13 protein-coding genes are annotated in these 13,344 nt (G+C 73.3%); 7 read left to right on the plus strand and 6 right to left on the minus strand.

What is annotated here, in order from left to right; all coding sequences use genetic code 11:
- Positions 1 to 28 precede the first annotated feature (28 nt).
- Positions 29 to 796, plus strand: a complete 768-nt coding sequence (locus ACFYYF_RS23715) for a hypothetical protein (RefSeq protein ID WP_388778850.1) — start codon at positions 29 to 31, stop codon at positions 794 to 796.
- Here the strand turns inward: ACFYYF_RS23715 and ACFYYF_RS23720 are convergent.
- The 3 genes from ACFYYF_RS23720 to cobT form a co-directional block, all read right to left on the minus strand.
- A complete protein-coding gene (locus tag ACFYYF_RS23720; RefSeq protein WP_388778853.1) occupies positions 733 to 1,434 on the minus strand; it encodes a hypothetical protein in 702 nt (233 codons plus the stop codon). The genes ACFYYF_RS23715 and ACFYYF_RS23720 overlap by 64 nt on opposite strands.
- Positions 1,435 to 1,477: 43 nt before the next feature.
- Positions 1,478 to 3,292, minus strand: a complete 1,815-nt coding sequence (locus ACFYYF_RS23725) for a phosphatidylglycerol lysyltransferase domain-containing protein (RefSeq protein WP_388778855.1) — start codon at positions 3,290 to 3,292, stop codon at positions 1,478 to 1,480.
- A gap of 394 nt (positions 3,293 to 3,686) precedes the next feature.
- Entirely contained in the window at positions 3,687 to 4,901 is a 1,215-nt protein-coding gene (gene cobT, locus ACFYYF_RS23730; RefSeq protein WP_388778857.1) for a nicotinate-nucleotide--dimethylbenzimidazole phosphoribosyltransferase, read from the minus strand.
- A 122-nt stretch (positions 4,902 to 5,023) separates the two neighbouring features.
- Here cobT and ACFYYF_RS23735 point away from each other — a divergent pair, with 122 nt between their 5' ends.
- The gene (locus ACFYYF_RS23735) at positions 5,024 to 6,091 is read left to right on the plus strand and encodes a class I SAM-dependent methyltransferase (protein ID WP_388778858.1); all 1,068 of its coding nucleotides are present in this window, start codon (positions 5,024 to 5,026) and stop codon (positions 6,089 to 6,091) included.
- Positions 6,092 to 6,106: 15 nt separating this feature from the next.
- Here the strand turns inward: ACFYYF_RS23735 and ACFYYF_RS23740 are convergent, their stop codons facing one another.
- Positions 6,107 to 7,306 carry a bifunctional adenosylcobinamide kinase/adenosylcobinamide-phosphate guanylyltransferase gene (locus ACFYYF_RS23740; protein ID WP_388778860.1) on the minus strand — a complete coding sequence of 400 codons (1,200 nt, stop codon included), beginning with the start codon at positions 7,304 to 7,306 and terminating at the stop codon, positions 6,107 to 6,109.
- 113 nt (positions 7,307 to 7,419) lie between these two features.
- Between ACFYYF_RS23740 and ACFYYF_RS23745 the strand changes: the two genes are divergently transcribed.
- Positions 7,420 to 7,632 carry a hypothetical protein gene (locus ACFYYF_RS23745; RefSeq protein ID WP_361691930.1) on the plus strand — a complete coding sequence of 71 codons (213 nt, stop codon included), beginning with the start codon at positions 7,420 to 7,422 and terminating at the stop codon, positions 7,630 to 7,632.
- A 261-nt stretch (positions 7,633 to 7,893) separates the two neighbouring features.
- On the opposite strand, the gene ACFYYF_RS23750 is transcribed toward ACFYYF_RS23745, so the two are convergent.
- Positions 7,894 to 8,595 (minus strand): class I SAM-dependent methyltransferase, encoded by a 702-nt coding sequence (locus tag ACFYYF_RS23750; protein WP_388778864.1) that lies wholly within the window; start codon positions 8,593 to 8,595, stop codon positions 7,894 to 7,896.
- An 83-nt stretch (positions 8,596 to 8,678) separates the two neighbouring features.
- The gene (locus ACFYYF_RS23755; protein WP_388778867.1) at positions 8,679 to 9,305 is read right to left on the minus strand and encodes a DUF3043 domain-containing protein; all 627 of its coding nucleotides are present in this window, start codon (positions 9,303 to 9,305) and stop codon (positions 8,679 to 8,681) included.
- Between the two features lie 245 nt (positions 9,306 to 9,550).
- Between ACFYYF_RS23755 and ACFYYF_RS23760 the strand changes: the two genes are divergently transcribed.
- The 4 genes from ACFYYF_RS23760 (at position 9,551) to ACFYYF_RS23775 (ending at position 13,254) form a co-directional block, all read left to right on the plus strand.
- Positions 9,551 to 10,345, plus strand: coding sequence for a PspA/IM30 family protein (locus tag ACFYYF_RS23760; RefSeq protein ID WP_388779202.1), 795 nt, complete (start codon positions 9,551 to 9,553; stop codon positions 10,343 to 10,345).
- 29 nt (positions 10,346 to 10,374) lie between these two features.
- A complete protein-coding gene (locus tag ACFYYF_RS23765) occupies positions 10,375 to 10,653 on the plus strand; it encodes a hypothetical protein (RefSeq protein ID WP_361691938.1) in 279 nt (92 codons plus the stop codon).
- Between the two features lie 637 nt (positions 10,654 to 11,290).
- The gene (locus tag ACFYYF_RS23770; RefSeq protein WP_388778869.1) at positions 11,291 to 12,580 is read left to right on the plus strand and encodes a sensor histidine kinase; all 1,290 of its coding nucleotides are present in this window, start codon (positions 11,291 to 11,293) and stop codon (positions 12,578 to 12,580) included.
- Positions 12,577 to 13,254, plus strand: coding sequence for a response regulator transcription factor (locus tag ACFYYF_RS23775; protein ID WP_361691944.1), 678 nt, complete (start codon positions 12,577 to 12,579; stop codon positions 13,252 to 13,254). The genes ACFYYF_RS23770 and ACFYYF_RS23775 overlap by 4 nt, the downstream gene beginning before the upstream one ends.
- Positions 13,255 to 13,344 lie beyond the last annotated feature (90 nt).

Genomic DNA, 13,344 nt, shown 5'->3' on the forward strand with positions numbered 1-13,344 from the left:
AAACAGCGGTGCTGGATAAAGTTCGCATATGGGTCATTGGTTGTATCGGAACATCGTCGAGCCCGGGAAGCTCCCCCTGTTCCTGGCGCTGGCCTCGTTCGTCGTGACCTTCGTGGTCACCCGCGTCGTCGTGCGGATGATCCGCGCGGGCAAAGGGCCCTTCGGCAACGTCAAGGCCGGTGATCTGCACATCCACCACGTGGTCCCCGGAGTCGTACTCACGGTGATCGGCGGCTTCGGCGCGGTCGCCGGCAGCCGCTACGGATTCTGGCCCTGCGTGAGCGCCGTGGTGTTCGGCATCGGGACGGGCCTCGTGCTCGACGAGTTCGCGCTGATCCTGCACCTCGACGACGTCTACTGGACCGAGGACGGACGCAAGAGCGTGGAGGTCGTGGTGGTCACGGCGGCCCTTCTCGGCCTGATGCTCAGCGGCTTCTCGCCGCTCGGCGTCAACGACGTCAGCGACCAGGAGGCGCAGGACCGCGCGAGCGCGATCGTGACCATCGTCCTGAACTTCCTCTTCGTGCTGCTCGCCCTGAGCAAGGGCAAGGCCCGCCTGGCGATCTTCGGAGTGATCGTGCCCTTCATCGCCTTCATCGGCGCCGTCAGGCTGGCCAAGCCCGCCTCGCCCTGGGCCAAGCGCTTCTACCGGAACAGGCCGCGGGCCCGCGCCCGGGCCAGGCTGCGCGCCTACCGGCACGACCGCCGCTGGTCGGGTCCCGTCCGCAGGCTTCAGGAGTGGATCGGCGGCAAACCCGACCCCGCGCCCGCCCGCTCCCTGTCCGAACGGCGATGACGCGCGGCGGACAGGGCGCACACCACCAGCACCGCGGCGATCGCCGCCAGATGCTCCTTGCCCGCCAGGTTGTCCTTCACGATCACCTCGGCCACCATCGCCCCGATCACGATCCCCGCCGTCACGTACGCACGGTGGCGCCAGCACAGGAACACCGCGAGGCCCACCACGGCCGCCGACGGGCCGGTGTCGACGACCAGCGCGTCCGCCCCGGGCAGCCCCAGCGGACGGTGCGGGCCGAGCGCGATGCCGACGCGGGCGTACAGCGTCCCGGCCAGCGTGGCCACGTACGCGACGACAAGCGTGCGCCACCAGCCCAGGCAGATCTCGGCGATCCCGAACACGATCAGGATCTGCGCGAGCGCGCCCCACACGGGCAGATCCAGTGCCGGCACGAACAGCGACAGCGGGGTGCGGACCAGGGCGAGCCACAGCGGGTCCTCGGCCCGGACGGCACCGGCGTCCTGCACCGGCCCGTAGCCCCAGGGCCGGTTCTGGACGAACTGCAGGACGGCCGTCAGGCACACCGCGCCGAGGGTCATCGGGACCGCCCGCCACCGTCCCGCCCGCAGGGCCCCGCGCACGGTCGCGTACAGCGGACCCCACTCGGCGCGGCACCGGCGGGCGAGCGCGCCCATCACCTCGCCCCCGCGCAACCCCTCGCGCCGCTCCGCGCGGGTCTCATCGGTGCGACTCCAGGTGCTTGCGGTGCAGCCACTTAGGCAGTCCGGGCGCCTCCAGGAACCCCTCGGCGCGCGCCGAGGCGACCCCGATGCGCAGCAGGTCCGCGCTCTTCTCGAAGAGCAGGAACCGCGGTTCCCAGATGGGCCGGTACTTGGCGTTGGCCCGGTACAGCGACTCGATCTGCCACCAGCGGGAGAAGAAGCTGAGCAGCGAACGCCACAGCCGCAGCACCGGACCCGCGCCGAGCCTCGCCCCGCGTTCGAAGACCGACCGGAACATCGCGAAGTTGAGCGAGACCTGGGTGATCCCGATCTCCCGGGCGCGCCGCAGGAGTTCGATCACCATGAACTCCATGAGCCCGTTCTCCGCGTCGCGGTCGCGCCGCATCAGGTCGAGGGAGAGCCCCTCGGGCCCCCAGGGCACGAACGACAGCACCGCTCTCAGATCGCCCTCGGCGTCCGTGCATTCGAGCATCACGCAGCGCCCGTCCCCGGGATCGCCGAGCCGCCCCAGCGCCATGCTGAAACCGCGCTCGGTCGCGCCGTCGCGCCAGTCGTCCGCGCGCTGGAGCAGATACGTCATCTCGGGGGCCGGGATGTCCTCGTGCCGTCGGATGCGCACCCGGTACCCGGCCCGCGCGACCCGGTTGTAGGCCTGCCGGACGGTCCGCATGGCCCGCCCCTCCAGGGTGAACTCCGCCGTCTCGACCAGGGCCTCGTCGCCCAGTTCCAGGGCGTCCAGACCGTGCCGGGAGTAGACGGTGCCGGCCTCCTCGCTCGCGCCCATCACCGCCGGGATCCAGCCGTGCTCCCGGGCCTCGGCGAGCCAGGGCTCGATGGCGCCGGGCCATGCCTCGGGGTCCCCGATGGGATCGCCGCTCGCCAGGGAGACCCCGCCCACCACCCGGTACGCCACGGCCGCCTTGCCGGTGGGCGACCAGACCACGCTCTTCTCCCGGCGCAGCGAGAAGTAGCCGAGCGAGTCCCGGTCGCCGTTGCGCTCCAGCAGCGCGCGCAGCCGCTTCTCGTCGTCCTCGGTGAGCGGGTCGACGGCGCGCCGGGAGCGGAACGCGGCGTAGAGGACGGCGAGGACCAGCAGGGTGCTCAGCACGTTGATGCTGACGTTGACCCAGTTCGGGGTGGCGATCCCGGGGTAGTGGGAGTCGTCGGCGGCGACCGAGACGAGCCGCAGGGTGCCGTAGCGCCAGCGGTCCAGGAAGGTCGAACGGTGCGCTTCGTGCGCGTTGTTGGTGACGGTGACCAGCAGCGCGGCGAGCAGCGAGGCGACCAGGAGCCCGCCGATCGCTACGGCCGCGGCGAGCCGCGGGTTCGACCGGTCGCCCTTGGCGTAGAACTCCCGGCGGCCCACGGCCAGGGACCCCACGAAGGCCGCGGTCAGGGCGAGCGAGACCCAGTTCTGTGCGTACTGACGGATCTCCGGGAACGCCATCGCGACGCCGAACAGCAGCAGGAACAGCCCGCCGAGCACGGAGTTGAGGATCCACGCGGCCCGCTTGCGCCGCCGCATCGTGGTGGCCAGGAACATCGTGAACACACCGGAGGCGAAGCCGGCGGTCAGCAGATAGGGCGTGAAGTAGTTCTCGGTGTTGTGCCGCCGCACGTCCTGTCCGAGGGACACCCAGGCGGCGCTCAGGAAGTTGATGAACGTGACCGCGCGCAGGTACCACACCGCGAAGGCGGCGGCCCGCCGTGAGCCGGCCGTGGACCGCCGTTCCCCCTCACTCCGGCGCCCCGAGGCCCGCTCCGGCTCCACATCAACGGCAACGCCAACGGCAACCCGGACATCTCCCATGAACCGGGATGATATGGGCCAGAAGACCCACTATGGCGGAGGCGACATCAACGCCCCCGACCCCCGAGAGATTCAGCCCTCCGGCGTTTGAGGAGCGAGGTCCGGGGCGGAGCCCCAGGGGCCCGCCTTTCGGGTGCCGTGCAAGATTTCAGCCCCGGCCGGCAAAAGTTCAGCCCCTCCGGCGATTGAGGAGCGAGGTCCGGGGCGGAGCCCCAGGGGCCCACCTTTCGGGTGCCGTGCAAGATTTCAGCCCCTCCGGCGTTTGAGGAGCGGGGTCTGGGGCGGAGCCCCAGGTTCGGGACGGGTAGGGGCGGAGGGGGCGAAAGAAGCCCGTGGTGACCCCGTCCGACCGGAACCGGAACCCGACCCGGGTCCGGCTCCGGCCGGTACCCGATCAGGCCTGCGCGTCGGAGCCGGAGCCCGCCTCGGACTCGGCGTCGGAGCCGGCCCCGGGAAGGGACTCGGCCCCGGCCCCGGCCCCGGAGTCGGCCTCAGAGTCGGCCTCAGAGTCGGAGTCGGAGTCGAGCTTGGAAGCATCCTCCGAGGCTTCCTCCGCCGCCGGAACAACGGCCTCCGGCAACTCCGCCGCCAGGCTCGCCGCAGCCCGCACCAACGGCAACGCCAGCAACGCCCCCACCCCTTCCCCCACCGTCACCCCATGATCGAGCAACGGCTCGAGAGCCATCCGGTCCAACGCCTTCGCCTGCGCCGGCTCCCCGCTCCGCTGCCCGGCGAGCCACCAGTCCGGCGCCCGGAAGGCGACCCGCTGCCCGACCAGCGCGCACGCCGCGGACACCACACCGTCGAGGATCACCGGCATCTTGCGGACCGCGCTCTGCAGCAGGAACCCGGTCATCGCCGCCATGTCGGGCCCGCCCACCGTCGCCAGCAGCTGGAGCTGGTCCCCGAGCACCGGCCGCGCCCGCCGCAGCGCGTCGCGCACCGCGGCACACTTGCGCATCCACGCGAGGTCGTCGATCGCCTGGCCGCCCCGCCCGGTCACGACGGACGCGTCGGTCCCGCACAGCGCCGCGACCAGGACGGCCGCGGCCGTGGTCCCGCCCACGCTGATGTCACCGAGCACCACCAGGTCCGTACCGGAGTCCGCCTCCTCGTCCGCGACGGCCACCCCGGCCCGGAACGCGGCCTCCGCCTCCTCCAGGGTCATCGCGTCCTCGACGTCGATCCGCCCCGAACCGCGCCGGACCCGGTGCCGTACGACCTCGTCGGGCAGCCCCTCGGGATCCGACTCCAGCGACATGTCGATCACGCGCACCGGCACGCCCAGCCCGCGGGCCAGCACCGACGCGGGGCTCGCGCCCTCCAGGGCCGCCCGCACCAGCCGGCCCGCCCCGCCCGCGGGGCGTGCCGACACACCGAGGGCGGCGACGCCGTGGTCGCCCGCGAACAGCACGGCGCGCGGGTGCTCGATCGGCCGTACCGGAACCGCGGACTGCGCGGCCGCCAGCCATTCACCCAGGTCGTCCAGGCGGCCCAGCGCCCCGGGCGGAACGATCCGGCGCTCCCGGTACGCCTCGGCGTCACGGCGTACGCCTCCGTCGGGACGCTCGATCAGATCGGTGAAGTCGTCGAGATTAAGCGAGCTCATTCGCCGAACAGTACCGGCACTGATCGAACGCGTCCGCGCCACGTCGTTGCGCCCCGGATCCCCATCGCATACGTACCGTTTGTGTCGGATTGTCGTACGGCTCGCCCCCGACAGGAGTGTCCATGCCCCCCACCCCGCAGCCGATCGCCGAACGCCGTGCCGCCTACGCGGCCGAACTCGCCCAGGGCACCGCCCGGTTCCACGAACCACGCCGCGCCGACTGCCCGTGGTGCGGCTCCAAGCGCCTGCGGACCCTGCTGCGCACACCGGATCTGCGCCAGCGCAAGCCGGGCACGTTCGTCGTCGACGCGTGCGGGGACTGCGCCCACGCCTTCCAGAATCCCCGCCTCACCGCCGAGGGACAGGCCTTCTACCGGCGGGAGCCGCGCGAGGACGCCCACGACGGCCTCGCCGAACGGCTGCTCGGCGCCCGCGGCGCGGCCGGACGCCACCGCGCGGCGGCCCGCGCCCTGCTGCCCTTCGCGGAACCGGAGAGCTGGCTCGACGTCGGCACCGGGCACGGCCACTTCCCGGCGGCGGCCAAGGAGGTCCACCCGTACACGTCCTTCGACGGCCTCGACCCGACCCGGCGCGTCGAGCGGGCGCGGGCGGCGGGACGGGTGGAGGAGGCGCACGTCGGACGGCTCGCCGACCCGCGGATCGCGGAGCGGCTGCGCGCCCGCTACGACGTCGTCAGCATGTTCCACCAACTGGAGCGCACACCCGAACCGCGCGAGGAACTGCGCGCCGCGCTGGCGGTGTTGAGGCCCGGTGGACACCTCCTGGTCGAAGTGCCCGACCCCGACTGCGCGTTCGGCGCGCTGCTCGGCAAGTGGTGGCCGGCGTACGGCCAGCCGCGCCATCTGCACCTCATGCCGCTGCCCAATCTGCTCGGCGAACTGGAGGCCCTCGGCTGCGTGGTCGTCGCCACGGACCGGCGCGAGCCGCACATCCCCCACGACCTCTCCGGCGCCCTCGCCCTGGCGCTCGGCCGCGCCCTCCCCGGCCCCGACGCCCCCTGGCGCCCGGCACCGCCGACCCCGCTCCAGCGGACCGCGCGCCGGGCCCTGAACCGGGCGTCCGCACCGCTCCTCGCCTCGGCCACCGTGCTGGACCGGCTGCTGGCCCCCCTGCTGCGCCGCACCCGCTTCTCGAACGCGTACCGCATCGTGGCCCGCAAGGAGGACTGAACCGGCGCCGTCCGCTCAGCCCCGCAGGGTCAGCGCCTGTCCCGCCACCACCAGCAGCACGTGCTCGCACTCCCCGGCGAAGGCCGCGTTCAGGCGCCCGAGTTCGTCGCGGTAGCGGCGTCCGGACGCCGTGGCCGGCACGATGCCCGAGCCGACCTCGTTCGAGACGGCGACCAGGGTGCGGCGGGTGCTGCGGACCGCCGCGACGAGCTCCTCCACGCGGGCGCGCAGGGCGCGTTCACCGCCCCCCGACCACTCGGCGTCGTCCCAGGCGTTCACCGCGTCCATGGCGTCCGTCAGCCACAGCGAGAGACAGTCGACGAGCAGGGGCGGCCCTTCCTCGGCGAGGAGGGGGACCAGGTCGCAGGTCTCGACGGTCTGCCAGGAGCCGGGCCGCCGCTCACGGTGGACCCTCACCCGCTGCGCCCACTCGGAGTCCCCGCCGCGCGTCCCTCCCGTGGCGACGTACAGGACGTCCGCGAACGCCTCCATCCGCCGTTCCGCCTCCACCGACTTGCCCGAACGCGCGCCGCCGAGCACCAGCGTCCTGCGCGGCACGTCGGGCACGTCCTCGTAGACGCCCACGTCGAGCGTCGTCCCGTCGGGCACCGCCCGCGCGCCCGCCGCGGCGAGCCGCCTGCGCAGTTCGGCGCCCGGTGGCACGTCGTGGTCGAGGTGCACCGCGATCACGTCCGTCGTCGGGTCGACCGCGCCGGCCGCGCGCAGCCTCGCCAGCGCGTCGGGCCGCCCGACCACGTCGAGGAGCACCATGTGGTACGCCTCGCCGTTCTCGTCCAGGCCCGCGGGGGCCGCGCCCGGCGGCAGGTACAGCAGCCGCTGCCCGGCCGGTCCGGTCACCGCGTACCCCGTACCGGGTGCGTCCATCGGCACCGCCCGCACCCGGTGCCCCGTCAGCAGCGCCAACTCCCGTCCGTCGGGCACCCGGCCGGGCTGCGGCAGCCCGGCCGGCACCTCCACGGCGGGCCCGTCGTGCGGATGGGAGAGCAGCACCTGCCGTACGCCGCCCAGCGAGTGTCCGGCGCGGGCCGCCGCGAAAGCGGCTCCGGGCGTCAGGTCGAGCAGCAGCGTGCCGTCCACGAGCAGGGCGGTCGCCGCCCGCGCCTCCTCGCCGAGCGCGCTCGCGCAGGCCGCGCAGGGACAGTCGGGGCGGGGCAGGCCCGCGGGGGCACCGGTGCCGAGCAGAGTCAGTTCCACGCCGCCGATTTTTCCGTGTCCCCGGACGTCTTGCGCGTCCGGCTAGGCTTCGGACGGGAGGCGGATCTTGTCCGGCTTCCGCTGTGCAGTGTGCTCACACCTTGGAGGCGTACATGGCGGCATGGACGTGGCGGTTCGAGAAGTCCGACGGGACAGAGGTCCAACCCGCGGTGCAGCCGGAGGAGTTCACCACCCAGGGCGACGCCGAGTCCTGGATCGGCGAGGTGTGGAAGGACCTTCTGGCGGGGGGCGCCGACCAGGTGTTCCTCTTCGAGGACAGCACGCAGATCTACGGCCCGATGAGCCTGCACGCCGAAGCGGAGTAGGCCGGTAGGGGTTGCCGGGGCCACACCCCGGCAACCCGTCGCCGCCGGCCGCGGCACCCGTGCGGGCGACATCGGCGGCGGGCCGTCCGGCGAACCGGGACGGGCCGGGCTCCAGGGCCGCTCGGCGAACCGCGCCGATTCGACGGCCCGGGACCGATCGACGGCCCGGGGACCGATCGACCGCCTGGGACCGGCCTGCGGTTCCGGACCGGGCCGACGGGCCGCTTCACCGGCTCGGTGCCGGTCGGCGGGCGCGGGCCGTCAGCCCCGCACGCCGCACAGATGAAGGAGGGCCGCCACCTGGCGGTAGGGGTCCGTCCGTCCGGCCCGTTCCTCCGCGGCCAGCATCGTCGCCGCGTCCGGCGGCACCGGCGCCCCGTCGGACGCCGTGTCCGTGAAGACGCGCACCCCGTACCAGGCGTGCAGCGGGGCCCCGATCCCGGCGAGCGTGCCGGTCAGCGTGGCGAGACGGTCGGCGCGCACGTCGAGCCCGAGCCGGTTCGTGTACGCGGTCGTGTCGAACGAGGCGAGCGCCGTCGCCCAGTCCCCGCCGATCCCCGGCCGCATGGCCAGCGCGTCCGCGTTGCGCACCAGCAGCGAGAGCAGCCCGCCCGGGGCCAGCATCCGCGCCAGCCCGGCCAGCAGGGCGTCCGGCTCCTCGACGTACATCAGGACGCCGTGACACAGCACCACGTCGAAGCTGCCCGGCAGGAAGTGCACACCGGTCTCGTGCCCGTCGCCCTCGATGAGGCGCACCCGGCTGCGGATGCCCTCGGGCTCGGCGGCCAGCGCCTCACGGGCCACGGACATCATCGTGGCGTCCCGCTCCAGACCGGTCACCTGGTGACCGGCCCGCGCGAGCCGCAGGGCCTGCGTGCCCTGGCCCGCGCCGACGTCGAGCACCCGCAGGCGCTGCCCCACCGGATACCGCCCGGCTATCTGCTCATCGAGCTGCCGGGCCACCAGTTCCTGTCGTACGACATCCCGCAGCCCGCCCAGCCTGCTCAGCCAGGCATCCGCCGCGCCCCCGGAGAACGACGTAGTGCTCAGGGCCGCTCTCCGCGCTTGACCTGCGGCTTCGGCAGCCGGAGTCGACGCATCTGGAGCGTGCGCATCAGCGCGTAGCGGACGGCGCCCTTCGTGTTCTCGTCCGGGAAGCGCTCATTGAGCTGCTTCCGCAGGCGGATCGCGATGACGAACGAGTCGACCACGATCATCACGATGACGACCAGCCAGAGCAGCAGCGCCACGTTCTTCAGAACGGCGGACGGCACCACGCTCAGCATGAGGATGATCACGGCCAGCGGCAGGAAGAGCTCGGCGATGCAGAGCCGCGAGTCCACGTAGTCGCGCGCGAAGCGGCGCACCTTGCCCTTGTCGCGCACGGGCAGATAGCGCTCGTCCCCGCTGGCCAGCGCCTGACGCTGCCGCTCCATCGCGGAGCGGCGGTCGTCGCGCTGGCGCTTGGCGGCCTCCTTGCGCGTCGTCGGCGTCTGGGCGACGCTGCGGCGCTGGGTCTGGGCCTCACTGCGCTTGGGCGTGGGGCGGCCCTTGGGGGCCTGAGGGTCACGGGTCACTTTGGAGTCGGTCACCGGCGCCTTGTCGGCGGGGGCCTTCTCTTCCTTCGCACGGCTACGGAACACAAAACCCAAGGGTACGGGGTCGGCGGGCATGGACGTCGATCGAGTGGGGAACGATCCGGCAACACCGTGCGTCTGTGCTGGACAGAGGGGACGTCGCTCCGGGGTGCACCCCGGGTGCCACCTACTCCTCACGCCGGAGCGGTGGCGGGCGCAGTCGTCCTTGGGGATGAGCGCATCCGTCCCCGAACAGTGCGGTAATGGATGCAGGGCCCGTACTGTGGGTCCTGTTGCAGTACCTGGAGCTGGAGTCCGTCAGAAGGGGGCGCGCGAAGCCCATGAGCGGTGTCATGAAGCGTATGGGGATGATCTTCCGCGCGAAGGCGAACAAGGCCCTTGACCGGGCCGAGGACCCGCGCGAGACCCTCGATTACTCCTACCAGAAGCAGCTCGAGCTGCTCCAGAAGGTCCGCCGCGGTGTCGCCGACGTGGCGACCAGCCGCAAGCGTCTGGAGCTTCAGCTCAACCAGCTCCAGAACCAGTCCTCCAAGCTCGAGGACCAGGGCCGCAAGGCCCTCGCGCTCGGCCGCGAGGACCTCGCCCGTGAGGCGCTGTCGCGCCGCGCCGCGCTCCAGCAGCAGGTCACCGACCTGGAGACGCAGCACCAGACCCTGCAGGGCGAGGAGGAGAAGCTCACGCTCGCCGCGCAGCGGCTGCAGGCCAAGGTCGACGCCTTCCGTACGAAGAAGGAGACGATCAAGGCCACGTACACGGCGGCCCAGGCGCAGACCCGGATCGGCGAGGCCTTCTCCGGCATCTCCGAGGAGATGGGCGACGTGGGGCTCGCCATCCAGCGCGCCGAGGACAAGACCGCGCAGCTCCAGGCGCGGGCCGGCGCGATCGACGAACTGCTCGCCTCCGGGGCCCTGGACGACCAGTCCGGGCTGGCGAAGGACGACATCCAGAGCGAGCTGGACCGGATCTCCGGCGGCTCGGACGTGGAGCTGGAGCTGCAGCGCATGAAGGCCGAGCTGGCCGGCGGTTCCTCGTCGCAGCAGCAGGCGATCGAGGGCGGCAACGGCCAGTCCCAGTCCTCGCAGCAGCAGGACACTCCGCGCTTCGACAAGCAGTGACCTGGCGGGCCCATGCCTGAGGAGGCGGCATGATCGTACGGATCATGGGGGAGGGGCAGGTGACGCTGGACGACGGCCGGCTCACCACCCTGAACAAGCTGGACGACGAACTGCTCACCGAGATGGAGAGGGGTGACGAGTCCGGCTTCCGCCGCACCCTGGCGGCCCTCCTGGACGCGGTGCGTGCCGCCGGGACCCCGCTTCCCGACGACTCGCTGGAACCGTCGGAGCTCATCCTCCCGTCTCCGGACGCCACCCTCGAAGAGGTCCGCGAGATGCTGAGAGACGACGGCCTGATCCCCGGCTGACCCCTTCCACCACGGCCCACCGCCCCGGAAGCCCAAGGCCCACGGGCCCGGCAGCCCGGGGCACGCACCCGGCCGGGGCAAGGCGGAGACGGGGCCCGGCAGCCCGGAGACACCCGGCTGGCACCGGTCGTGTCACATCCCACGCTGCGCACGTGCGGCCCTGAGACACGGGCCTCGGCCCCGGCTGGGATACGGGCACCAGCCCTGGATCCCGGCACCGGCCCGGGAGACGGGCCCCGGGACACGGTCACCGGACCCGCACCGGCCCGGAGACACCCGGGCCCGGCACCGGCCGTGTCACATCCCACGCTCCGCACGTGAACGGGCACCAGCCCTGGACCCCAGCACCGGCACCAGCCCGGGACACGGGCACCGGATCCTGGCACCGGTCCGGGGGCCCATGGCCCGCCGGCCTAGAAGCCCGGGGACACCCGGGTCCGGCACCGGCCGTGTCACATCCCCACGCTCCGCGCGTGCGGCCCGGGACCGGGGCACCGGCCGGGAAACGGGCCGTGCCCGGAGCGGGCCGTGCCGGGGCACCGGGACCGGCCCCGGCCCGGGCGGAAAGCGGGCCCCGGGCACAGTCGTGCCGTACCGACAGGTCCCCAGCCCGGCAGGGCCCCGTACCGTGGACCGGATGAGCACCCTGGAGCGCATGAGGGACTGGCTGCGGGGCCACCGCCTCGCCCTGGACGCCGCCGTCGCGGCCGGCGTCCTCGTCGCCATGGTGGCCGGGTCCTTCGTCGACCCGCACGGCTCCGACGGTACGACCTGGAGCGCCCGCACCCCGGACGCCCTCAGCCTCGCCCTGATGGTCCTCGCGGCCGCGGCCCTCGTCTTCCGCCGCCGCGCCCCGATGAAGGTCCTCGCGGCGACCGTCGGCATCTCCCTGGTGGAACTCGTGACCGCCGACCCCCGCGCCCCGGTGGCCATGTCCGCCGTCGTCGCCCTCTACACCGTGGCCTCGTCCACCGACCGCCCCACCACCTGGCGCGTCGGCCTCCTCACCATGACCGTCCTGACGGCCGTCGCCATGCTCGCCGGACCGCTGCCCTGGTACGCCCAGGACAACCTCGGCGTCTTCGCGTGGACCGGCATGGCCGCCGCGGCCGGTGACGCCGTCCGCAGCCGGCGCGCCTTCGTGCACGCGATCAAGGAACGCGCCCTGCGGGCCGAGCGCACCCGGGAGGAGGAGGCGCGCCGCCGGGTCGCCGAGGAACGGCTGCGGATCGCCCGCGATCTGCACGACGTCGTCGCCCACCACATCGCCCTCGTCAACGTGCAGGCCGGAGTCGCCGCCCACGTCATGGACAAGCGCCCCGACCAGGCCAAGGAGGCGCTGGCCCACGTAAGGGAGGCCAGCCGGTCCGCGCTGAACGAGCTGCGCGCGACCGTGGGCCTGCTGCGTCAGTCCGGCGACCCCGAGGCGCCGACCGAGCCCGCCCCCGGGCTGGCCCGGCTCGACGAGCTCGCGGACACCTTCCGCAACGCCGGGCTCCCCGTCGAGGTGGCCCGCTCCGACTCCGGCACGGTGCTGCCCGCGGCCGCCGACCTCGCCGCGTACCGGGTGATCCAGGAGGCCCTGACCAACGTGCGCAAGCACGCGGGCCCGGGAGCGAAGGCCGAGGTCAGCGTGGTCCGCGTCGGGCCGGTCGTGGAGGTGACCGTCCTCGACAACGGACCGGGACCCGGCACCGGTCCCGACGGGGACGCCGTCCCGGGAGGGGAGTACGACCCGGGAGCCGGCGAGCACGGAGCGGACACCGGACCGCAGGAGGGCGGCGGCCACGGGCTGCTCGGCATGCGCGAGCGCGTCACCGCGATCGGCGGGAGCTGCACGGCCGGTCCCCGCTACGGAGGCGGCTTCCGCGTCCATGCGATCCTTCCGGTCAAGAACCACGCGACTGCCCTGGGGGACCCCGTATGACGATCCGTGTCGTGCTCGCCGACGACCAGGCGCTGCTGCGCAGCGCCTTTCGCGTGCTGGTCGACTCGGAGCCCGACATGGAGGTCGTGGGGGAGGCGTCCGACGGCGCCCAGGCCGTGGCGGTGACCCGCCAGGAGCGGGCCGACGTGGTGCTGATGGACATCAGGATGCCGGGCACCGACGGACTCGCCGCCACCCGCCAGATCACCGCCGACCCCGGCCTGGCGCACGTACGGGTCGTGATGCTGACCACCTTCGAGGTCGACGAGTACGTCGTGCAGTCGCTGCGCGCCGGCGCGTCCGGGTTCCTCGGCAAGGGCGCCGAGCCCGAGGAACTGCTCAACGCCATCCGGATCGCCGCGGGCGGAGAGGCCCTGCTGTCCCCGGCCGCGACCAAGGGCCTCATCGCCCGGTTCCTGGCGCGGGGCGACGACGACGAGCCGGGGACCGCCCGCTCCGCGCGGCTCGACGCGCTCACCGGGCGCGAGCGCGAGGTGCTCGTACAGGTCGCCGCGGGCCACTCCAACGACGAGATCGCCGAGCGTCTCGAAGTGAGTCCGCTCACGGTGAAGACGCACGTCAACCGGGCCATGGCCAAACTCGGCGCCCGCGACCGGGCCCAGCTCGTGGTCATCGCGTACGAGTCGGGGCTGGTACGCCCGAGGGTGGACTGAGCGTCACCCGCGCGTACTGCGGCTGGAGTAGGTTCCGCGTAAGGAAATGGACTCAGGGGCTACGGTTCGCCGCCCGTCCATGGCCCAAGG

This window comes from Streptomyces sp. NPDC001914, assembly GCF_042891215.1.
In the GTDB taxonomy this organism is placed as follows: domain Bacteria; phylum Actinomycetota; class Actinomycetes; order Streptomycetales; family Streptomycetaceae; genus Streptomyces.

Bases quoted from the DNA above. Each gene is read 5' to 3' on its own strand.
- ACFYYF_RS23715 (WP_388778850.1), top strand. From the start codon at position 29: ATGGGTCATTGGTTGTATCGGAACATCGTCGAGCCCGGGAAGCTCCCC.
- ACFYYF_RS23720 (WP_388778853.1), bottom strand. From the start codon at position 1,434: ATGGGCGCGCTCGCCCGCCGGTGCCGCGCCGAGTGGGGTCCGCTGTAC.
- ACFYYF_RS23725 (WP_388778855.1), bottom strand. From the start codon at position 3,292: ATGGGAGATGTCCGGGTTGCCGTTGGCGTTGCCGTTGATGTGGAGCCG.
- cobT (WP_388778857.1), bottom strand. From the start codon at position 4,901: ATGAGCTCGCTTAATCTCGACGACTTCACCGATCTGATCGAGCGTCCC.
- ACFYYF_RS23735 (WP_388778858.1), top strand. From the start codon at position 5,024: ATGCCCCCCACCCCGCAGCCGATCGCCGAACGCCGTGCCGCCTACGCG.
- ACFYYF_RS23745 (WP_361691930.1), top strand. From the start codon at position 7,420: ATGGCGGCATGGACGTGGCGGTTCGAGAAGTCCGACGGGACAGAGGTC.
- ACFYYF_RS23755 (WP_388778867.1), bottom strand. From the start codon at position 9,305: ATGCCCGCCGACCCCGTACCCTTGGGTTTTGTGTTCCGTAGCCGTGCG.
- ACFYYF_RS23760 (WP_388779202.1), top strand. From the start codon at position 9,551: ATGAGCGGTGTCATGAAGCGTATGGGGATGATCTTCCGCGCGAAGGCG.
- ACFYYF_RS23765 (WP_361691938.1), top strand. From the start codon at position 10,375: ATGATCGTACGGATCATGGGGGAGGGGCAGGTGACGCTGGACGACGGC.
- ACFYYF_RS23770 (WP_388778869.1), top strand. From the start codon at position 11,291: ATGAGCACCCTGGAGCGCATGAGGGACTGGCTGCGGGGCCACCGCCTC.
- ACFYYF_RS23775 (WP_361691944.1), top strand. From the start codon at position 12,577: ATGACGATCCGTGTCGTGCTCGCCGACGACCAGGCGCTGCTGCGCAGC.